Annotated in this window: 11 protein-coding genes; 3 read left to right on the top strand and 8 right to left on the bottom strand. The window is 58.5% G+C overall.

Annotated elements, in window-relative coordinates; genetic code table 11:
- Positions 1–528: 528 nt before the first annotated feature.
- The 4 genes from J3U88_RS16800 to J3U88_RS16785 form a co-directional block, all read right to left on the bottom strand.
- Entirely contained in the window at positions 529–4344 is a 3816-nt protein-coding gene (locus tag J3U88_RS16800; RefSeq protein WP_207860085.1) for a WD40/YVTN/BNR-like repeat-containing protein, read from the bottom strand.
- A gap of 745 nt (positions 4345–5089) precedes the next feature.
- On the bottom strand, positions 5090–8902 hold the full coding sequence (locus tag J3U88_RS16795) for a WD40/YVTN/BNR-like repeat-containing protein (protein ID WP_207860084.1): 3813 nt from the start codon (positions 8900–8902) through the stop codon (positions 5090–5092).
- Positions 8903–9357: 455 nt separating this feature from the next.
- Positions 9358–10947, bottom strand: coding sequence for a GMC family oxidoreductase (locus J3U88_RS16790; protein WP_207860083.1), 1590 nt, complete (start codon positions 10945–10947; stop codon positions 9358–9360).
- Positions 10944–11495: a hypothetical protein gene (locus J3U88_RS16785; RefSeq protein ID WP_207860082.1), complete on the bottom strand. Its 552-nt coding sequence runs from the start codon at positions 11493–11495 to the stop codon at positions 10944–10946. The genes J3U88_RS16790 and J3U88_RS16785 overlap by 4 nt, the downstream gene beginning before the upstream one ends.
- 318 nt (positions 11496–11813) lie before the next feature.
- On the opposite strand from J3U88_RS16785, the gene J3U88_RS16780 reads away from it, so the two are divergent.
- Complete coding sequence (locus J3U88_RS16780) at positions 11814–12605, top strand: SDR family NAD(P)-dependent oxidoreductase (protein ID WP_207860081.1); 792 nt, start codon at positions 11814–11816, stop codon at positions 12603–12605.
- Positions 12606–12840: 235 nt separating this feature from the next.
- On the opposite strand, the gene J3U88_RS16775 is transcribed toward J3U88_RS16780, so the two are convergent.
- The 4 genes from J3U88_RS16775 to J3U88_RS16760 all read right to left on the bottom strand — a co-directional run bounded on the left by J3U88_RS16775 (position 12841) and on the right by J3U88_RS16760 (position 19514).
- Positions 12841–15663 (bottom strand): serine/threonine-protein kinase, encoded by a 2823-nt coding sequence (locus tag J3U88_RS16775; protein ID WP_207860080.1) that lies wholly within the window; start codon positions 15661–15663, stop codon positions 12841–12843.
- Positions 15656–16351 carry an ECF-type sigma factor gene (locus J3U88_RS16770; RefSeq protein WP_207860079.1) on the bottom strand — a complete coding sequence of 232 codons (696 nt, stop codon included), beginning with the start codon at positions 16349–16351 and terminating at the stop codon, positions 15656–15658. The genes J3U88_RS16775 and J3U88_RS16770 overlap by 8 nt, the downstream gene beginning before the upstream one ends.
- Positions 16352–16604: 253 nt before the next feature.
- Complete coding sequence (locus J3U88_RS16765) at positions 16605–18638, bottom strand: carboxylesterase family protein (protein WP_207860078.1); 2034 nt, start codon at positions 18636–18638, stop codon at positions 16605–16607.
- 228 nt (positions 18639–18866) lie between these two features.
- Positions 18867–19514 (bottom strand): hypothetical protein, encoded by a 648-nt coding sequence (locus J3U88_RS16760; RefSeq protein ID WP_207860077.1) that lies wholly within the window; start codon positions 19512–19514, stop codon positions 18867–18869.
- Between the two features lie 320 nt (positions 19515–19834).
- Between J3U88_RS16760 and J3U88_RS16755 the strand changes: the two genes are divergently transcribed.
- Both J3U88_RS16755 and sufB read left to right on the top strand, forming a co-directional pair.
- Positions 19835–20311: an RrF2 family transcriptional regulator gene (locus tag J3U88_RS16755; RefSeq protein WP_207860076.1), complete on the top strand. Its 477-nt coding sequence runs from the start codon at positions 19835–19837 to the stop codon at positions 20309–20311.
- On the top strand, positions 20308–21750 hold the full coding sequence (gene sufB / locus J3U88_RS16750; RefSeq protein ID WP_207860075.1) for a Fe-S cluster assembly protein SufB: 1443 nt from the start codon (positions 20308–20310) through the stop codon (positions 21748–21750). Before J3U88_RS16755 ends, sufB begins: the two co-directional genes overlap by 4 nt.
- Positions 21751–21760: the final 10 nt, after the last annotated feature.

Below are 21760 nucleotides of genomic sequence, written 5' to 3'. Positions count from 1 at the left end.
ATCTTGGCGACTTGTTGGATAATTATTCGTGATGCTTTATTAAGCTTGTCCGGGTGACGCAATCTACCAAGAAATGGGGAGGAAGTTAAGGTGAAAGTTTTGAGTTGGCAAAAGTTTTACAGTTTGGAAATTTGATTCGCGAGTGATATCTGTTCCCAGACGGTTGAACCATCTGGACTCCCTCAATGGAAAAAGGCCGCATTCCCCATTGCGACCGCGGGATGCCTTTGCGTGGTAGGTGGTCCAAACGATGGAAAAACCGGCGTTCGGACGCTTGCGAAAAGCGTCGTGCGGATGGTGCTTTGGAAATACGGCCTTTGTTGAAAGGTGTTAATGGGTAAAACCTAAGAAGCGCGATAAGCGTGAGGGATTTTGGCTAAAGATCTGGAGCGAAATGGTTTGTAAAAAGCGAGCCGGGGTCGCGCCCGACCGCACCCGTTGGGTGCGGTGAGCATTTTTACGGGCCGTTGCAGCCCAGAGGTTTCGCCAAAATCGCCGCGAGTTATCGCGTTTCTTAGGTAAAAGGGTTTAGGGGAGTGGGGTGGCTTGGATGCCCGCCAAATGTTGACGGGCCGGGACGCCTTGGTCGCCCCAGAGCACGAAGCCGGCCCATTCGGACCCGTCCGCTACCGCTTCAACCCAGGCGCCGTTGGCCAAGGTTTCCGCGTTTTGGAACAAACCGGCAAGGGTGGTGACGTATTTTGTTTTGGCTGAAACCGCTTCAATCGTGCGTGATTCGAGACGGTTGCCCGCGGCGTCATAGGCGTGGAAGGTCAGGTTGGCCGGTTGATCGCCCAGGTTGACCGCCACCACGCCGGTGAAGGTTTCGGCGGAGCTGTTGAAATAGGGATACAGCCACCGTTGACCGCCGCCGTAGTTGCCTTGGAGGCCGGTGAAGTAGTCGTTGTTTGAGATGCTCGGGGCCCCGAAAAGGGCGTACCCGATGAGGGGTTGGGTGGCGACCACCTGCACCCAGGCGGTGCCGGCGGGAACCTCTTCCTGGTTTTCGAAGTCGAAGAGCAGGGTGATTTTTTCTTTGGCGGTCAGGTTGCGTTCCCCGGTTTTCAGGACTTCGCCCGCCGCGTTGTAATAGGTTTCGGTGACGTCGGTGGCGACATCGCCGAGGTTGATGTAGACCATGCCCGTCCAGAACTGATTGGTATCGGTGGCGACATGGAGAAAGTTGAGGGTGTTGCCCGCCGTTTGGTTAAGACCGAGCGCCGCGGTTTGGGTGCGGTTGGGGAGTCGGGTGAAGGATTCCATGGCGGCGATGCCCGTTCCTGGTGCTGTTAACTCGGCCCATTGGCCGGGTTGCAGCTCGGAGCCGAGGTGGTCGGTGATGGGTTGTGAGCTGAAGCCGAAGGCACCGCTTGCGCGGTCGATGGTTGCGGTTTGATCGCCGGGAAACCCATTGAGGGTGATTGCTGTTTCGGCTTGTTCGGGGTTCACAACATTCAAGACGGTTTCAAAGTTGGTGGTGTCCCTCGCGATGTGGGGGAGGTACACGCGCTGATCCGCCGACGATGCTAGGTAGGCCGCGCGGGTGGATGCGTCACGGATTTCGGCAAAAACCGAGAGTTCGGCATCGGCGCCGATTTGAAGCCAGGCAATGCGTTCGGCCGTGGTGGGGAAGAGGTTGGTAACTGAGCGGAAGGTGCTTGCCTTGGCGGTGAGGCTTAGGAGCACGCCGCTGCGACCGAGCGGTTGACCCGCGCTGTCGAACGCGAAGATCTCAACTTGGGTTTCCGCCTCCGCGCTGTTGACGATGCCGACATAGGTATCGGCGCCGTCGCTGGTGCGAATATCGGCGAGGTGGTAACGGTTGGGTTGGGTCGAACTAACGGCCCCGTTGCCGGCAAAAGTAGCCTGGAACATGCCGTTGCCGTGGGTGCCAATGATGAGGTTGTTGTCACTGGGACGTAGGGCGAGTTGGGAGACGACTGCCGAACCGACGGTGTCGAGGCCTTCGCGTTGCCAAACCGTGTTGGCGCCGTCGAGGGTTTCGGTGCTCCACAGGCCGGCGTTGGTGCCCACCAAATAAATCGTGCGTTCGGGTTCTTGAACGATGGCCGAAGAACGGAAGCTGAGCTGTTCGATGTTGCCTTCGACCAAGGTCCAGGTCGGGTTGTCGCCGGTTGCGTCGTCGCTGTAGAACACGCTGGGGGTTTTGTAGTTAGAAACGGTAACCACAACCTTGCTATCGTCACCGGGATGAACGGCGATGCTGCTGATCAACCCGCCGCTAACCGGCAGGGTCATGGCCAGGAGGGTACCGGGATTCTCGGGGTTGGCGGGGTCGCTTAAGCGGAAGAGGCGGCCGTCGTTCGTGCCCACAAAGAGGTGGTTTTCGGCACCATAAGGTCCACGGGTGGTTGCCATGGCGCGAATGTCGGCCCCTTCCCCAATGGCTTCGCTCAAACTGGTGCGTTCAAACCAACCGTCGGGGTCGACCGTCAAGGCTTGGTCGGTCGCGAACAAGCGGTGCCGTGCCGCGTAGTAGAGGTGTTGGGTATTGTCGGGGTCGAGATGGAAATAGGTGACGAAGATGCTGTCTTCGGCTTCGGTGGGTCGGATGGATTCAAAGTTCTCACCGTTGAAACGTCGGATGGGTCCGCGTTGAAAGCCGTAGTAGAGAACGGGTAACTGTTCTCCATCCACGATGCGGTAGTCGCCGAAGCCGACAGCGACCCCGTCACCGCCGGCAAATTCGATGTGCTGGGTGCCGCCGATCGCCGCGGTGGTGCCGTTATCTTGGGCGCCGCCCAGGGCGGTTACGTCGCCCATTTGGGGTGAGAGGGCCACATGGTAGTACTGGTAGGTGAAGTAGTCGTTGTTGAGGTTTTCCCAAACCACGGTTCCGTCTCCGACCAGGGCGGCGTGAAGCCCGCCGTCGGAGCCACTCACGATGATGTCGGGGTTGGTGGGATCAAAAACGACCGCATGAATATCGGGGTGGTGACCCTCGTAACTTCGGTACGTATCCGCGGCCGCGTACCCGCCGATCCGCCGTGTTTGGGTGTTGGTGGTGAAGGCGTCGTCGGAAACGTAAAGGTTGGTACCGCCGACATAGATGCGACTGGGGTTGTTGGGTGCGATGTTGAGGGTCAGGTCATAACCGCCCTGGGCGGCGAAGGGATTGTTGCCGCTGAGGCAATCGCCGTCGTTGGGCATGTTGGCGGTTAAATCCGTCCAGCTGTTGCCGGCCAAGTCGAGACGTAGCAGGACCGCCTCGGACTTGACCTCGGCTTCTTCACAATCGTTGAAGTGGCCGTTAACCATCAACGCATAAAGTTGGCGGTTGGCGGTGTCCAGTGCAATCACGGCGCGGCGCGTATCGCGCGGCCATCCGGTTGGGAGCGGGAAGGTTCCGCCTGCCAAGCGTTCCCAGGAGCTAAAGTCGCCCGTGGTTGAGCGGAAAATGCCGGCATTGCGTCCGGCTTGTTGACTGATCACCACAAAGATTTCGCTGCCGTCGGGGTTGATTTCGATATCGTGCATATCCCAACTGGCGTAGTTGGGCAGGCTGCTGGAAAGGACAAATTCGAGGGCCCCGGTGTCTTGCCGCAAGCGGTAGATGCCCTGGGGACTGGAGATGTAAAGATCACTGGTGACGGGGTGGACCACCAGTTCCGAGACATAATCGTAAACATTGTCGCGGCTTTCCACCGAATTGCCGCGGGTGGCTTCGATCTGCGACCAGGTGCGGCCGCCGTCCTCGGAACGCCAAATACCGTCGCCATAATAGGTTGCGCCTGCATCGGATGCGGAGTTTCCACTTAACTCCCCGGTCCCGTAGTACCAGACGTTGGGGTTGCGGGGATCCTGGGCAATGGCGGTGACGTTGTGCATTTCATCCTGGGCCGAGACCTTCGTCCAGCTTTGGCCGCGATTTTCACTGCGGAATAAACCGGAAGACACGCCGCCGGCCAGCATGGTTTGACCCGTTGCGTCGGAACGATCAAATGCGAGTGCACGGGTTCGCCCGCCCAAGTTGCCCGGCCCACGTGGGACCAGGGATTCCAGACGTTTTGGTGCGTTTTTGGCGCGCGGGTTGTCATTGAGGACTTGGGCGCGGATGCTTGCTGCATCCGGCGGGATGAGGCCGGTGCTCGGATCTTTGAGGAAGTCGAACTCCCAGCGTTGGCGCTCGATGGTGTTGCGGCGGCGCTGTTCTTCCTTGGGGAGATTTTTAAAGGCGGAACCCTGGCTGGGTTTGGTGGGATCCTTCAGGCTGAGTGGCAAGTTTAAGGTTGAATCTGTAGGTTGGTTGATGTCTTTGATGCCGATAAAGGCGCATACAGAAACGAGGCACATCACGGTCAGTGACAACATCGTTCTTTTCATGGAATTCCTCCGGAATAAAGTCGTCGGTGGAGCCGTCCTCGAGTAACAGAATGAATGCTAAATTCGAGGTGTTGTCGGATTCGAATGCAGGGCAACAGGGAGACATCTTGGTTTGAAAAAAGAGAAATGATTGAATTCGGGGTGGTATGCAGGCTCCGTCGCAAGGGAGACGGTTGCTGCATTCCTGCTGTCGTAACGCATCGATAACCAGACTAATATACAGAATTTACAAGCTTCTTGCTTGATAACGCGTCTCAGAGACGAATTTTCGGTGGCTAGGCTTTCTGTCAGGAAATGAATGTGGTGACGAATTTTCGTCTCGACATGCTCGTTCGTTCCAAAACCCTGAATAGCCGGCGGTGTGCTTACCGCCACCAAGAGGCTGGTAATCAAGTACAAAGGCTTCTGAAATAAGCGAGAAGGGCATGAAAAAGAGGTCGCTCGCGGGCACATTTTTTTACTTTTTTTGGTGCGCTCCGGGTTTTGGGCCTTTTTGAGTGCGGAGTCCTGGACGGAAATCAGCGGGATGGTCTTGCTTGCATCTGAGAAAACCGAGCTGTTCACGGCCCCAAAATCTTTGAGGTGATGAGGCCGTATTCGCCATTGAATCCTGCGTTGGTCTCGTCCCCAGGGTGGCTTCAAATAAGCGGGTAACCGCCTTGTGAAGAACCACTTTGGTTTAGTTTTGACGTGTAGATTGGTGACGGAATACGGCCTTGGATGCGGAATTGATTCGTTGAGAAGTTTAGGGGAGCGGGGTGGCTTGGATGCCCGCCAAGTGTTGACGGGCCGCGACCCCTTGGTCGCCCCAGAGCATGAAACCGGCCCATTCGGAGCCGTCCGCTTCTGTTTCAACCCAGGCGCCGTTGGCCAAGGTTTCCGCGTTTTGAAACAAACCGGCAAGGGTGGTGACGTATTTTGTTTTGGCTGAAACCGCCTCAATGGTGCGTGTTTCCAGACGGTTCCCCGCGGCGTCATAGGCGTGGAAGGTCAGGTTGGCGGGTTGATCGCCCAGGTTGACCGCCACCAGGCCGGTGAAGGTTTCGGCAGAGCTGTCGAAATAGGGGTAAAGCCAGCGCCGACCGCCGCCGTAGTTGCCCTGGAGGCCGGTGAAATAGTCGTTGGTGGAGATACTCGGGGCCCCGAAGAGGGCGTACCCGATGAGCGGCTGGGTGGCGACCACCTGCACCCAGGCGGTGCCCGCGGGAACCACTTCCTGGTTTTCGAAGTCGAAGAGCAAGGTGATTTTTTGTTTGGCGCTCAGGTTGCGTTCCCCGGTTTTCAGGACCTCGCCCGCCGCGTTGTAATAGGTTTCGGTGACGTCGGTATCGGCATCGCCCGAATTGATGTACAGCATGCCGGTCCAGAACTGTTGGGTGTCGGTAGCGACATGGAGAAAGTTGAGGGTGGTGCCTGCATGGTGGTTGAGACCGAGCGCCGCGGTTTGGGTGCGATCCGGCAGCCGGGTAAAAGATTCCATGGCGGCGATGCCGCCGCTGTTCGTTGTCAATTCAGCCCATTGTCCCGGTTGCAGGTCAGGCCCAAGGTGGTCGGTGATGGGTTGGGTGCTGAAGCCGAAGCCGGTGGCGGCGCGGTTGATGGTTGTTGTTTGTTCGCCGGGGAAACCGGCGAGGGTAATGGTGGTTTCGTTTTGTTCGGGGTTGACCACGTTGAGCATCGTTTCGAATTGAGCGGTGTCGCGGGCAATGTGGGGGAGGAAAACGCGTTGATCCACTTGGGTGGCCGTGTAGGCGGCACGGGTCGTTGCGTCGCGGGTTTCGGCAAAAACCGAGAGTTCGGCCGGTGATCCGATTTGGAGCCAGGCAATGCGGCTCGCCGCCGCTGGGAACAGATCGCTGATTGAGTGGAAGCCACCCGCTTTTGGTGCAAGACCCATCAGGGTGTTGCTTCGACCGATGGGACGACCCTCCGTATCGAAGGCAAAAATTTCGACCTCGGCTTCAACTTCGCCGGGGTTGACGATGCCGATGGTGGTATCGCTGCCGCGCCCTCCGCGAATATCGGCGAGATGGTAGCGATGGGCTTGCATCGATTGCACCGCGTTGTTGGTTGAGAAGGTGGCGTGGAACATACCGTTTCCGTGGGTACCGATGATGAGGGTGTTATCAACCGGACGCAGGGCGAGTTGGGACACCACCGCGGAACCGATCAGATCCAAACCTTCACGCTGCCAAATCGTGTTGTCGCCCTCCACCTTGCGGGTGCTCCACAAGCCGGCGTTGGTGCCCACCAAGTAGAGCGGGCCCGCTCGATCTTCGATGATCGCGGAAGCGCGAAAACTGAGGGGTGCGATATTGCCTTCAACGAGCGTCCAAGTGGGATCCTCGCTGTCGGCGTTGTCGCTGTACAGCACGCTGGGTGTGTTGTAGTTGGAGATGGTCACCATCACCTGGGAATCGTCCTCGGGATGAAGGGCGATACTGCTGATTAAACCACCGTTCACGGGCAGGCTCATGGCGAGCATGGCGCCTGTTCCCTCGGGATTGGCGGGATCCTTGATGCGAAAAAGGCGTCCGTTACTCGTGCCGACAAAGAGGTGGCTTTCGGGGGTGTAGGTGCCGCGCGTTGTCGCCATGGCCCGAATGTGATCGAAGCTGCCGATCGCCTCGGTGAGGGCCGGCATTTCCCGCCATCCATCGCTGGTGACGGTGAGCGCCTGGTCCGTGATGAACAATCGGTTGAGTGCCGCATAATAAAGGTGGTTGGTATTGTCGGGGTCGAGTAAGAAGTAGGTGACAAAGAGGTTGTCCTCGGCATCGGTTGGACGAATGTAATCGTGTTGTAGGCCGTCGTACCGCATGATGGCGCCGAGCTGAAATCCGTAGTAGAACACCGGACGTTCTTCGCCGTCGATGGTTCGATAGCCTGCCATGCCGACGGCGACCCCGTCACCACCGGCCAGTTCGACGTGGTCGGTGCCGCCATGGGTCACCGTGGTGCCGTTATCTTGCGCGCCGCCCATGGCGAGTGGATCCCCTAAGCGTGGGGAAAGTGCGACGTGGTAGTACTGAAAGGTGATGTAACCGTTGTTGAGGTTTTCCCAGTTGACGGGGCCGCTCCCGACGAGGGCCGAGTGGAGGCCGCCGTCGCTCCCGGTAACAATGATGTCGGGGTTTGTCGGATCGAAAACAACCGCATGGATATCGGGGTGATGGTGGTTGATGGGCCCAATTGCTTCCCAGGGTAAATACCCGCCGATGTGATCGATGTCGGTGGTGGTGAAGGCATCCTCGGACACGTACAAATTGGTGCCGCCGATAAAGATGCGATTGGGTTTGTGGGGGGCGATTTCAAGCGTCAGGTTGTAACCGCCCCAGGTGACCAACGATGCGATATCGCCGCCGCCACAATCGCCGTTGGGCAAATTGGGGGATAAATCGGTCCAGGTGTTGCTCGCCAAATCGAGGCGTAAAAAAGCGGCGGCGGGTTTGTTCTCTGGATCGTCACACGCCAGATTATCTTGGGTAACCATAAGCGCATAGAGGCGGCGATGGGTTGCATCCAAGGCAATTTTTGCGCGACCGGTGAAGCGCGGCCACCCGTCGGGAAGCGGTGATAAGCCACCGGCGAGGCGTTCCCAAGAATTGAGATCGCCGCTGGTAGAGCGGAAAATTCCCGCGCTTTGCCCCGTGAATTGTGAGATGACGACAAAGATTTCGCTTCCGTTGGGATGGATTTCAATGTCGTGCATGTCGTGACTGCTAAACGTGGGGGCGCCGCTGGACAAGACCAGGGTCGGGGCTAAGTGTTCAGGGTCTAGCCGATAGATGCCCCGTGTACAGGAAAAATAGAGCTCGCTGGTAACCGGGTGAACTTCCAAGTCAGATACGAAATTGAAAACATTGCCTTCCAGTTCAAGGCTGCCACCACGGGTGGCTTCGATTTGGGTCCAGGTTCGCCCACCGTCCTCGGATCGCCAAATGCCGTCGCCGGCGTAGGCCGCGCCCGCGGCGGATGCGGAGTTGCCGGTCAATTCACCGGTTCCGTAATACCAAACATCGGGGTTGCGCGGATCCTGGGCAATGGCGGTGACGTTGTGCATTTCGTCTTGAGCCGAAACCTTGGTCCAGCTTCGGCCTCGGTCTTCACTTCGAAACAGGCCGGAAGAGACGCCGCCGGCCAGAATGGTTTGGCCGGTTGCATCGGCGAGATCAAACGCGAGCGCGCGCGTGCGGCCACCCATATTGCCGGGACCGTGGAAGGTCAGTGATTCAAGCCGCTTCGGCGCGTTTTTGCCGCGTGGGTTCGCGTTGAGCACTTGGGCGCGGATTTTTGCCGCCTCGGGTGGCAGTTGTCCTGTTGCCGGGTCCTTGAGAAAGTCGAACTCCCAGCGTTCCCGCGCCATGGTGTTAAGGCGGCGTTGTTCCACTTTCGGCACGTTGCGAAAGTCGGGATCAAGCGGCGGCTTGAGCCGGTCGGTTTGGCTGATTGCCGGCGGGGAAGGTGACGTGAGGGGTTGGTTGATGGTTTTGAGGCCGAAAAAGACACTCACGAAAACGAAGCAAATTGCCATCAGTGACAACAGGGTTTTTTGCATATAAAAATCCTCCGGGATAGGGCTCCTTGATCGAGCCGTCCTCGAGCAGCGGAATCAATCATGAATTCGAGGGCTCGTCGGATCTGATTGCATGGCAACAGGAAGTCTTCTTGAAATGAAATGACAGGAGTGAATGAATTATTAACGATGAGGCAATGCCGTCGCGAGGGCGGCGAAATAGTTTTCCTGTTGTCCTAAAGCATCCATAATCAGACGGATGTACAGTGATCACGGATTTTTTTTAAGCGTCGCCTTGCTAAGGCGAGACGTGTCGACTTGATCCTTCTGTTGAAAGGGAAGGTGGCGGCAAAATGCCGCTGAACCATTCCCGTTCATGGTGAGACCATGAAAAGGTGCAAACGAGCCTGTCTGCAACCGAAGGTGTTTCATCAAGGTTGACGTTACTAAAATAAGCGAGAACGGTTGTCAAAACCTGCCGTTCCCGACCCAAAATGTTAGCTTTTTAGGGATTTCACCAAGGCCTCGGCGTTTTTGAGGGTCATGCCGTAAATGGAAACTTGCGGGTTGGAGCCGATACTGGTGGGGAAGACCGAGCCGTCCATCACCCACAAATGCTGAAGATGGTGGTGGCGGCCTTCGCTGTTGACCAGGGCTTGGCGGGGATCCTCGCCGAGCGGGCAGCCACCCATCACGTGGGCACTGAACAAGCGCACCATGGTTGGATCCATCGGCAAAGCGTCGAGCGCTTTTTTCGCCTCGGCCCAGGTTTTATAGGGCTGTGAATGACGGTGGAGGGGGACGACTTCCTTGGCGCCGGCCGCGAATTGGATTTCGACCATGGCCTTGAGCGAGCGCCGAAACCCGTCGCGTAGAAAATCGGTGAAGGGGTAATCGAGGAGGGGGCTGCCGTCGGTGCGCAGGTTGACTTGGCCGCCGGGGCTGTCGGGATGGAAACCGTCGCGGCAAAGGGCCAGCATGCCTTGGATGTGGGCCAAGCGGGCCATGGCCGTGTGGTGGGCCGAGCCGGGGAAGTCAAGAACGGTGGCGCTGATGACGGGGTGCAGCGGCGGTACCTCGAGTTTAAAACCCATGGGGCCGTCGGCGCCTTCCGGCCAAAGGTATTCGTCGCTGTAAATCGATTGTGGGGCACCCTCGAAGGGACGGATTTCCTCTTCGAAAAACGCCGTGGCGGCGGTAACCGGATGCAGGAAGGTGCGTTTGCCCGCGAGTTGGTAGGGATCGGGTGTACCGGAGCGCAACAGCAGGGCCGGGGTGCCGATCGCGCCTCCTGCCAGAACCACCGCTTTGGCGCGAACCTCGATTTGGACACCGGTGGGGAAGACGCCGCGCTCATCCAGTGCCGCGCAAACCACGCCTTGGACCCGATCACCTGAGAACATCAGCCTGACCGCGCGCGTGCGGCTGTACAGGGCGGCGCCCGAATCAAGCGCGGCGGGGATGGTGGTGATCAACATCGATTGCTTGGCGTTAATCGGGCAGCCCATGCCGCAATAACCCAGGTTGGCGCAGCCGCGGACGTTGCGCTGCATGATTTCAAAGGACAGGCCCAACTGTTCGGCGCCCCGTTGCAGGGCCGCGTTGTTGGGGTTGGGCGGTACCGGCCACTGGTGGATGCCGAGCCGGGCGAACGCCTTGTCGAACCAAGGTTTCATGGCCGCTTCATCACAGCCGGCCACGTCGTGGTGTTTTTGCCAGTGGGCCAAGGTTGGCGGCGGGGTTTCGAAACTGCTCGTCCAATTCACCGTGGTGCCGCCGCCGACACAACGACCTTGCAAAATATTGATCGCTTTGTCTTTGGTTTTGCGGCTTGCCGACTCTTGATAAAGCTCTGGATAAGCAAAGCTTTCGCGCATGGTGAAGTCACGGGAGGAGCGCAGCGGGCCTTCCTCAATCAGCACGACCTTAAAACCGGCGGCGCACAAGACCTCGGCGCACATGCCGCCGCCCGCGCCGGTGCCGACAATAACCACATCGGTTTCCAGCGTTTTGTTTTCAGACAAGCCCGAGGCGTCGACCGCGGACCAGCCGTTCGCCAGGCCTTCAGCAATGGGATCGGGAATCATTCAGTGACCTCCCCGTTGTTGTGAAAAGGGGGTGGCCCCGCGTAACCCAGTGCCGGCCAGGAGCGTGGGTTGCCGTACCAGGCCGCCGTGATTAATTGTTGTAAACCGTCGTAGGCCGAGCGCAACAGGGCGGTTCGGCTTGCATGCCAGCCGCGCAGCATCGCGTCGGCGTCGTCGGGGGTTACGGCCGGCCAATCGCGCCACAAGCCGCAGACCAATACCCGTGTCGGGGCCAAGGTCATGAGGGTAAAGAGCTGACGCAGTTCCGCCTGGACCGAGGGCTGAAAGGCCGCAATGGTTTGGTCTACCGCGTGGACCACCTCTTCCGTGAGTTTGGGGTTTCCCGCTGCTTCACTGCCCGCCAAAACCGCGGGTGCCAAGGCGCTGACCACCGCGTGGTCGGCCTCGGTTAGAAAATCATAGCGATGATCGCCTTTGGCTGCTAAATGGGTGCCTTTACCCCAGAAGGTATCGTGACTGAGCCACCCGGCGCAGGCCAAAGCCGTTCCGCCAAGCAAGCCCGCCTTTAGAAAGGTCCTGCGCTGCATACCCCAACTTCCCGTGCAAAAAATCGTCGACCCAATGATGGAACCTGGGCGCGCCCGCGTTGCTCACAAGACGTTTTGCGACAAAACGGGAACACTTGCAAGGAAGGAGGGTCGGCACGGGTGGATGGTCGAACCTGAAATTTAACCAAACAATAACAATGAATCCTAACTCAGTTCGAGGCACCTGGCAAACCGGGATCCCCGCATTGCCCACCATGAAGCGCTTCCATCGCCACATTTCCCTTGCCGACCGGCCCGAGCTTTGGCAAGGTGGGTAAGCTTTTTGCCCTAGCCCGCATTCATTGAGGAGCCAACAGCATGTCGTTCACGCTAAACAACCAATGGGCGGTGGTCACCGGTGCTTCTTCCGGGATTGGTACCGAAATAGCCCGTCGCCTGGCTGGATCGGGCTGTCACGTGGTGCTGGTCGCCCGCCGTCAGGAACGCCTTAACGAGGTCGCGGCGCGACTTGAGCAGGAACATCGCGTGCAAACCCGTGTCTTGCCCTTGGATCTGACCGAACCGGGAGCCGCGCAACGTCTGGGTGAGGCCGTGGCCGATCTTCCCATCACCGTGCTGGTGAACAACGCGGGTTTTGGCAAAACCGGCCCCTTTAACGGCGAGGACTTTGCTGTTTACCAGCGCATGGTCACCCTCAACATTCTGTTTCTTTCTGAACTCACCTACCAGCTGCTGCCGCGGTTGCGCGAAGCCGCGGGTGGCGCGCGAATCCTTAACGTCGGCAGTATTGCCGGCTATCAGGGTGTGCCCAACATGGTCGTTTACAGCGCGACCAAGGCCTACGTCAATCATTTCTCCGAGGGCCTGCATTGGGAACTTTCGGATACCAAGGTTCGGGTCACCAACCTCGCGCCCGGCAAAACCGAAAGCGAATTTTTTGATGTCGCTTCCATGCGTGGCACCCAATTCGCCCGCACCGGCGTGTTAAGTGCCGAACGGGTCGCGAATCTTGCCGTGAAAGCCATGGTTGCCGGGAAGCGCAATGTGATCACCGGTTGGGATAATCGGCTCAATGTCTTTGCCCTGCGCTTTAGCCCGCGTTGGCTGGTCGGCGTGGTTTTGCGGTTTCTCTTCCGTGAGATGAAATAGGGTTAACCTGTTAGGAGCGCTAACCTGCACTTCTCACCAGAAGTTCTGCTCCGGCGTTGAAATAGCTGCAATGACTTAGGTTACTTGGTTGCACCGTTGCAAAGCAAGGGTGGGGCAGCCTCGACGTAGCGCCTCTACGCCGAAAGGTCGGCCCCGCTGCGTTTGCCCTCGGTCGTAACCTGTGTCCTCACAGCGATTTCAAAGCCTCGCAACGAATTCTGGTGAGAAATGCGGGCTAAGGATTTCGTGCCTTTTCGGCGGGAACGCCGTCGGGGTCGATGGGTTCCGGGTGATGCTGATCGCAGGTCTCGCGATGCGTTTCCCAAAAGGCCCGGCTTTTGGTACGAACCTTGGTTAAACCGGGATACGCCCGGCTCCGCGCCATCCCTTGCTCAAACAAGGCGTCCCCTTCCGTGCAACGCCCCAAGCCCAGATGGGCCCGGCCCAGTTCAAGCAGCATCGAGGCATAGGTCTCTTGAATCAGGGTCGCGTTTTCCAGTTGTTGAAGCAGCGGGCGGCCGGCCGCGATGGCACGTGTGTAGTGTCCGGCTTGGTTCAGGCAATGGATGCGCAGATAGGCCGCCTGCATGCTGCGCATGTGGTCGGCCCCGTAGTGACGGGAAAGGGTTTCGTTACATGCTTCGACCAGGTGAAGCGCCTCTTGATGACGGCCGGTTGCCGCCAGGACCTTGACCAAGCGCAGCCCAAACCACGCGTAATCGGGGTCGTCTTTTTCGTACAAACCGGCCAGCACCGCCATCCCTTGCCGGCAGCGTTGTTCCGCCTTTTCATAATCGTTGCTATTCAAATGAACCTGGCTTAAATAGATCAGGGTCTCGCCGTAAAGCAGGGTGTCCACCGTCCGGTTTTTTTCAAGCACCGCCAACAAAGCTTGGAAGGCGAGAACCGATTGGTCCAGCTGGTTGGCGTCGGAATAGATCAGGCCAAGGCCTAGCAGGCATTGTTGATAGAGGTTCCCGTGTTTGGCGTTGTTCGCGGCCAGAATATCCCGCGCGGTGCGTAGCATTTCGCCCGCGGCTTCAAGATTGCCGTTGAATTGATGGACGATCCCGAGTGACATGGTCAGTTCAAGTTCCTGGGATTGGCGGTAATCGGGTGTGTCACGGTATTGTTCCAAGGCCTGTTCTAGGACGGCGGCGGCATGGTCCAAGCGGCCGTTAAGGATCGCGAAATTGGCTCGGACAATCGCGTTTTCGATCAGAGTGCTCGCTTGGTCGAGGAGGGCCGGTTCCTCGTCCAAGCGGCGGTCGAGCGCTTCCATATAAGGTTTTGCTCTTTCCACAAAACCTTGGTGAATCATCAGGTTGGCCACATCGATAAGAACGTTGGCGCGGATGCGGCGGGTTTTGGGGTCGGATTGGGTGAGCTGCGCCAACAGGGTTTGGTAATCGCGTTCCAGTGCGTCCAAATCGCGATGGTTTTTTTCGAAACCGAGGATGGCCGCGCGTGTGGCGAGACGGTCGGGATGTCCGTCTTCTAAAAAGGTTTTTTTAAGGTCGAAGCCGGCGCGAACCATTTTTAGCCCTCGCGTTTCGTCGCCGATTTGTCCGTAGATGGTCCCCATGGTTTCGAACAGTTTGGCTTTAATCGGGGCTGCCGGCGTGTCGGGGTCGGCCATAAGTTGGTTTTCCGCCCGCTCCAAGATGTGGATGAGATCGGGGGGGCCCGTGACCTCGTATTGGGTGGGGTCGATGGACGTAAACATCTCGGTCACGAATTGGAGGACGTGCTCCGCGTTTTGGCGTTCATCGGCCGCAATTTGTGCTTGGCGGCGTGCTTCTTGGCGTTCGTTGAGGACCCAGGCCTGAAAACCGCCCACGGTGGCCAAAAAAACCAGGGCGGCGGTGGTCAAGCGACGGTTGCGCCACAAGAGGGCGCGCAGCCTTAGGAACGGATTGGGCGGTGTCGCTTCTACCGGATCGCCGCGCGTGATCCGCGCCAACTCGCGGGCGAAATCGTAAACCGTTTGGTAGCGGTGTTCCGGCTGGTGGGCCATGGCCTTGTGAACGACCCATGCAAGGTCTTGGTTGAGCAGGCGGCCCAAGGCGCGGACGCTTGTACCGCATTGGGCGGCGAGCGTTTGCTGTTTCGTCCGACCGAGGCGACGCCAGCGATCCCCCAGGGGAATCCAGGCCCCGGCGGCCACCTGCCGGCGCAGGGTACCGTCGCCGGGTTGCGCCTCGAACGGGGATGTTTCCAGCAGCAATTCATAGAGGAGCACGCCCAGGCTGTAGACGTCCGTGCGCGCGTCGGGTACCCCATGCGTGCCCTTGATGTCGTGCCCACCGGCCTGCTCCGGGCTCATGTAACGCGGGGTGCCCGGGAAAAAACCCGTGGCCGTGAGTTGTTCGTCGCTGCCCATCGGTTTGGCAATGCCGAAATCAATGACCTTGGGCAAGACCTGTTCTTCTTCCCGATGCACCAAAATGTTGCCGGGTTTGATGTCGCGGTGGATGATCCCCCGTTGGTGGGCGCCCGCGACGGCCATGGCCGCTTTGGCGACCAAATCGATGCGGGTGGCCAACGTGCATTGTTGTTGTCGGCAATATTCGGTAATCGGCACGCCGTCCACGTATTCCATCACCAAATAGGGAACACCCGCGGGCGTGGTCCCCGAGTCGTACAAGCGCGCGATCCAAGGATGGGTTAAGCGGCCCAGAATTTGACGTTCTACCTCAAACCGCTGCCTTGCCTCGCGACTCACGGCGAGATGGGCGAGGACCTTGATTGCCACCCAGCGCGAAATGGGCGTTTTTTGTTCCGCCAGGAGAACCACACCCATCCCGCCGCTTCCAAGCTCTCGCGTGATGCGGTAGGGTCCCAATTGGCTGCCGATCGCGGGCGGGGCCGCAAACAAGGCGGGGCCGAGCAGAGCGGCTTCTTGGTCGGCCGCCGACAGCAGGCTTTCCAGCTCGCCCCGCAAGGCGGCATCCTCGCCGCATTGCGCATCAAGCCAGAGCGCCCGTTGGTCTGAATCCTCGATATCACGGGCTTGTTGCCACAGCCGTTCGACTTTTTGCCAATGGGTTTTATCCATCGAGGGCTCGCTGCCGAACCTTTGCATCGGGCGCACGGGTTTCGGGGCGACGCAAGGCTCTCGCCAGCCAGCCACGTGCAAAGCGGACCTCGCGCTGGACGGATCGTTCCGAGAGGCCCAGAATTTCGGCGATTTCCGAGGTCGTCAACCCAAGAAAGAACTGCCATTCCAAAATGCGCAACTTGCGTGGATCGCGGTCGCCCAATTCTTGAAGAAAGTCGTCGAGGACCATCATTTGCTCCACGGCGAGGCCGGGAAAGGCAATGCGGAGTTGGTCGTCAAAGGGCACTTTTTCCACGTTGCCGCCCCGTTTGAGGGCGTTGCGCGCACGTGCATAACGCATGAGGATTTGCCGCATCATCATGCCGACACACGAAAAGAAATGATCTCGGTTTTCAAAAATCGGCGGGCTACTCGCCTGAAGTTGTAGAAACACCTCGTGCACCAATTCGGTTGCTTGCAAACTGCGCTGCTGATTACCGCGGCGGAAATAAAAGCGGGCCATTCTTTGTAAGTCTTGATAAACGTGGGGGATAAGCTGTTCGAGTGCCTGCGAATGACTTTGGTGCCACTGTTGCAACAGCGCGGTGATATCGGGTTTGCTCAGGCGTTCCCCGGTCAGGGTTGCCACTTCTTGCGCGTCGGACGGGGTCTCCTTTTCCGGTGTCTGTGTTTGTTTTAGGCCCATGCGGTGTTCTCCATGTCGGGTTGTTTTCTTCCCGGTAGGGGCCGGCCGGCGGCAACGCGGGAAAGCAGGAAAGCGCCGCCCCATTTTGAATACGGGTCCCGAGCCCGTCCGGCGTGGTCCACGGCTAAGGTACCCAGATTTTCAGAATTCGGAATCGAACGGGCTCACGTTGTTGCAGATTTTCCTCTTTGTTCGGGAAAAGGGGCGGATGATACCCGCCCCATTAGCCACCGAACGAAATGAAGCGTTCAGGTTAGGGGACATCCACCGCGGTGAGAACCAAAGTCCCCAAGTAACAGTAGCGTCCGGTTCCGGCCGGGCTGACCGCGACATCCAAGGTTAAGGTGCCGTCTGTCCCGGCCTGAACCCCGTCGAAATCGACCGTGGTCGCCGTATTGTCGGTCACATCAAAATCGATGAAGTGCCCGCCCAACGTGTAACGGGTTAAGCGATCGCGATCTCCGTCGGCACCCTGGCGGGAGGCAAATAGGGACACATCGTAAACCGCGCCCGGGGTCAGGCCCGTGAGCCTCACTTGACCGGGGCGGGTCAAACCGGCTTCGTGGCTTGCATGGCTGCCGCTCCAGAAGGTATCCCTTTGTGCCTGGGCGGGAAACAAGCTGTCGTCAACAACACCCAGGCCGTTGTAGCCTTGGAAGCCAACCGGAATCACCATGTTAATTCCGGTCGCCGCGCCTTGGTCGTCCACACCGTTTTCCAACGAGGGATTGGCGGCCGTGCTTTGTCGGAGGGTCACATTGTTCCAGAACCGGCCGTGGCCGTCTTGCGCCGGACAGGTCAAAGTCGGGGCACCGAAGTCAACCATCAAGGAACGGCCCTCTTCTAAACGGGGTTCCAGCGGTTCGTCCTCGGGGAGCGCCGTGACCGACAAGGCGTTCATCTGCGCGTAACGCGTGCCGCCGTCCGGCGCGACGCCGACCGTCATCGCAATGCGGCCCGTGTCGTCGGCGTATACTTTTTCAAACACGGCCCATTCGTTTTGGTTATCCGCCGCGTTTACGTCGCGGACCAACCCGTCAATCGTCGCACGGGTGAGCCGACCGCGTCCGTAATCGTCGCCGCTAGCCGAGGCAAACATCGCCACGCGGTAAGGCGCGTCGGGGGTTAAACCGGCAATGATCACCCGGCCGTTCTGATCAAGTGCTGCATCGTGGCCGCTCCGATCACCCACAAACACGCCGTCGAAGGCCGCTGTTTGCGGCAGATCCCCGCCCACCGTTTCCGTTCGCGCAAAAATGCCGCTGAAACCTTCCTCAATACCGATAGAGGCGGAGGTGGTCCGTCCGGTCTGATCGTGCAACCGCGCACTAAACGCGGTTTGTTGGTACTTGACAAAGTTGTTCCAAAGTCGCCCTTGCGCATCCGCGCCGATGGTTTCTTGGTTCGGGTTGTTGTTGGTATCGGGCCAACCGAGTTCCACCCAAATGGTTTGATTGACCGACAGGGGTTCCGGGCGCGCTTCCGCCGCCAGGCTTTGGGCGAACAACCAATCGTAAAACCCTTCCGTGGGCGGATCCGCGGGTGAGCCGCCTTCATAGTCGCCCACATAGCGGGGGTCCTCGGCGAAAATCCGCGACCAGCCGCCGTGTCCCATGCCGTCAACCTCCGTGTAACGCGGGGTTCCCCCTTGCTCTTCCATCAGGCGGCGCATGGTGATGCTGTGGCTGTGACCGACCTGGCTGTCGCGATTTCCGTGGATCAGCCACATGGCGCGCTGGGCGCATGCCGCGGCGGTATTCGTCCGTTGGGGCGCGGAAAGCGGGACCCCGGCCGCGAAGGTATCCAATCCAGAGGCGACGGCCTCGTAGGTGCCGCTTCCGCCCGCTGAAATGCCGACCACCACGATGTTAGCCGGATCGATGTACAGACCCGGATCCTGCAGGAGCGAATGGGCGAGGTCGGCAACCGCCGTGCCGTTCCACCAGCCGTTGCTGCTCTGAGGAACCACCAGGTATCCGTGGTAATCGGGGTCGTTGACCAGGGTTTCGATCATCGGTTGAATATGGCGCTTCACCGGACGCTCGTTGTCAGTGCCGCGTTCGCCCAATCCGTGGAGGTACACGACAAGGGGACGGGGCGATGCGGGGGTCGCCGCCTCGTCGACGAACAGGCGATAGACGAGGTGCTGGCCGCGGCTAATCAAGGCGCCGGGTTCAGAATCGCGTATGGGATCCACTTGGGCCTTTAACAAGGGGCCCAACAACAACAGGCCCAGAATCCATCCCAAACGGATTTGCCACATAGGGCGAACAAAGGTAGTTTTCATATCAATAACACTCCCAAGGTTTTAACACGGGGAGGGTTCATGCTTTGCGCCGCAATACGACGTCGGCGCGGTCACCAAACGCGAGACCCAACCCTCCCGGCTACTTGGGGGTTAAACCGTCGGCACGAAAAACCGACAAAGGATCCAAGCTGGATTAGGAAAGCGTGACTTGGGTCACCGGGGGGCGGCCGGTGGGTGTCTCGTCGCGGGCACGTCCTATTCTCAGAGTTAGGGCCCGTAGCTCACCGCTTCCACCAAGCCGATGCGATTCACCGGGATCGCCTCCGGGAATTGGAACTGGTAGACACGCGTCCCTTTTTTGCGTTCCTTGCGGCTTTGCGGCACCGAGTCCATTTCGACGCGGTGGGTAAACACCTTGACGCCCTTGAGGCTGTAAAAGCGCAACTCCAGCGCCGTGCCGTCGGTGGAGGCGGCCAGGTCCAATTTCATTTGACGGTAACCGGCTTCTGTTTCTCCCGTCAGGCCCAGACTCTTGACGCGGTTGGCGACCGGCAGCCCCGCCGCGGAACGACCGTTTTTGGTCACATGGACCACACGGAAGGCTTCTTGCCCGGTTTTTCCGTAAGCGACCGTACCGCCGCTGAGGCGGCGCTTGACCGAAGAAGGAATCTGTAGTTCCGGTTTTTTGGCGTTCGGTACGTAGTAACTGAAGTAATCGACCGATTTCACCTTGGTGATGTCGATGGCGATGTATTCCCCTTCCTCGTACCAACCGTAGTAGTACTTGTCCTCCTTAACTACCTGGGTCGTTTGGATCACGGTGCCGTTTTTCAAGGTAAGGGTTGTGCCGTCGACGAAATAACCGTCTTCCTGGACAAAAAAACCAAAACTCACCAAAAAAACCAAAAACGTCATTGGGGCCTCCGTGGTTGGTAGGGGATGGGTTGGTCGCCGCGCCCGGTGCGATGCGCGATCAGTGTAACACGGCCCGGGAACGGGTTAGCCGGGCGAAGTCACCGAATCGGTTGATGCGGCCGGCTTCTGGAAGTGACGGGGACACGCGGGGATTTTGGCCGTATCGGCAACGCGGAGGCCGAGAAAATACAGCAAAGGTTGAATTCGGACCAATCTTGTACTATTTTGGTTTAGGCAATTAGGACCAAAATGATCCTAATTGAGATCGTGTCTCACTTTCGCCTCGCACTTCACCCTTCACGGGTGCCTGGGAACCCATCATGAGTTTGAGTTTTACCCGAAAAACCGATTATGCGCTGGTCGCCCTTTCCGAGCTTGCTCGCGAGCACCACCAGGAGCAGAGCCCGCTTAGCGCACGTCGTTTGGCCGACGAGTTCAAGCTGCCGCTGCCGTTGTTAATGAACGCGCTCAAAGAACTTCACCGTGCCGGGATTCTCAGTTCGCGGCGTGGCGCGGGCGGCGGCTACAGCTTGGCCAAACCACCCGAGGCGCTTAGTTTGCTCGAAATCATCGAGTGCTTGGAAGGGACCATCAACATCTCGCTGTGCAGCGACGGCGGGGCCCACGCCGAGGAAGAGGAATGCGGCGGCTGCTCGATTGTGCATACCTGCCCGATCAGCATGCCGATTCAACGGCTTAATACCTTGCTGCAAAACTTCTTGGCGGGCATCAGCCTTGCCGATTTGACCACCAACACTTCAATCATTCCACTGACGGGATTAGGGGTTCGCGTATGACCACAACTGAAATCGAACAACTCGCAAAAAAAGAGTATAAATACGGCTTTGTTACGGAGATTGAATCCGAAACCTTTCCCCCCGGTCTCAACGAGGATGTGATCCGCGCCATCTCCGCCAAAAAAGACGAGCCACAATGGCTGTTGGACTGGCGACTGAAGGCGTTCGCGACCTGGCAGAAAATGGAAGAGCCGGACCACTGGCCCCAGCTCAAGTACACGCCCACGCCTTACAATGAGATTTCTTATTATTCTTCGCCCAAGAAAAAAGACGGGCCCAAAAGCTTGGAAGAGGTCGACCCCAAGTTGCTGGAGACCTACGAGAAATTGGGGATTCCGCTCAACGAGCGCGCACGCCTGGCCGGCGTGGCCGTTGATGCGGTGTTTGACAGCGTCTCTGTCGTGACCACCTTTAAAGACACCCTCAAAAAAGCCGGCGTCATTTTCTGTCCCATCTCCGAGGCCGTGCGGGATTATCCCGAGTTGGTTCAAAAGTACCTGGGCAGCGTGGTGCCCCACTCCGACAACTTCTTCGCCGCGCTCAACTCGGCCGTGTTCACCGACGGCAGTTTTGTCTACATTCCCAAGGGCGTGCGTTGCCCGATGGAATTGAGTACCTACTTCCGCATTAACGAGGCTTCCACCGGCCAATTCGAGCGCACCCTGATTGTGGCCGAGGAAGCGTCTTACGTTAGTTACCTCGAAGGCTGTACCGCGCCCATGCGCGACGAAAACCAGCTGCACGCCGCCGTGGTGGAATTGGTGGCGCATGACGACGCCAAGATCAAATACTCCACCGTCCAAAACTGGTATCCCGGCGACGAGGACGGCAAGGGCGGGATTTACAACTTTGTCACCAAACGCGGCAAGTGTGCCGGTCGCAACAGCCACATTTCCTGGACCCAGGTGGAAACTGGTTCGGCCGTGACCTGGAAATATCCCTCCTGCATTTTGCAAGGCGACAACTCTGTCGGCGAGTTTTACTCGGTGGCCTTGACCAATAACTACCAGCAAGCCGACACCGGCACCAAAATGGTGCACATTGGCAAAAACACCAAAAGCACCATCATCTCCAAGGGGATTTCCGCGGGCAAAGGGCAAAACACCTACCGCGGCTTGGTCAAGATCATGAAAGGCGCCGAGAACAGCCGCAACTATACCCAGTGTGATTCGCTGCTGATTGGTGATCGCTGCGGCGCCCACACCTTCCCCTACATCGACGTGCGCAACACCAGTTCGACCGTGGAGCACGAGGCGTCCACTTCCAAAATCGCCGAGGACCAGCTTTTCTACGTCCAACAGCGCGGGCTCGACCTGGAAAACGCCGTCTCCTTGATCGTCAATGGTTTCTGTAAAGAAGTCTTCCGCGAATTGCCCATGGAATTCGCCGTCGAGGCCACCAAATTGTTGGCCGTTAGCCTGGAAGGCAGCGTCGGTTAACCCCGACCCC

Origin of the sequence: Acanthopleuribacter pedis, assembly GCF_017377855.1 — a bacterium.
In the GTDB taxonomy this organism is placed as follows: Bacteria; Acidobacteriota; Holophagae; order Acanthopleuribacterales; family Acanthopleuribacteraceae; genus Acanthopleuribacter; species Acanthopleuribacter pedis.
Note: the sequence above shows the minus strand (reverse complement) of the source record. Positions and strands in the feature narration are given on the sequence as shown.

Bases quoted from the DNA above. Each gene is read 5' to 3' on its own strand.
- J3U88_RS16800 (WP_207860085.1), bottom strand. From the start codon at position 4,344: ATGAAAAGAACGATGTTGTCACTGACCGTGATGTGCCTCGTTTCTGTA.
- J3U88_RS16795 (WP_207860084.1), bottom strand. From the start codon at position 8,902: ATGCAAAAAACCCTGTTGTCACTGATGGCAATTTGCTTCGTTTTCGTG.
- J3U88_RS16790 (WP_207860083.1), bottom strand. From the start codon at position 10,947: ATGATTCCCGATCCCATTGCTGAAGGCCTGGCGAACGGCTGGTCCGCG.
- J3U88_RS16785 (WP_207860082.1), bottom strand. From the start codon at position 11,495: ATGCAGCGCAGGACCTTTCTAAAGGCGGGCTTGCTTGGCGGAACGGCT.
- J3U88_RS16780 (WP_207860081.1), top strand. From the start codon at position 11,814: ATGTCGTTCACGCTAAACAACCAATGGGCGGTGGTCACCGGTGCTTCT.
- J3U88_RS16775 (WP_207860080.1), bottom strand. From the start codon at position 15,663: ATGGATAAAACCCATTGGCAAAAAGTCGAACGGCTGTGGCAACAAGCC.
- J3U88_RS16770 (WP_207860079.1), bottom strand. From the start codon at position 16,351: ATGGGCCTAAAACAAACACAGACACCGGAAAAGGAGACCCCGTCCGAC.
- J3U88_RS16765 (WP_207860078.1), bottom strand. From the start codon at position 18,638: ATGAAAACTACCTTTGTTCGCCCTATGTGGCAAATCCGTTTGGGATGG.
- J3U88_RS16760 (WP_207860077.1), bottom strand. From the start codon at position 19,514: ATGACGTTTTTGGTTTTTTTGGTGAGTTTTGGTTTTTTTGTCCAGGAA.
- J3U88_RS16755 (WP_207860076.1), top strand. From the start codon at position 19,835: ATGAGTTTGAGTTTTACCCGAAAAACCGATTATGCGCTGGTCGCCCTT.
- sufB (WP_207860075.1), top strand. From the start codon at position 20,308: ATGACCACAACTGAAATCGAACAACTCGCAAAAAAAGAGTATAAATAC.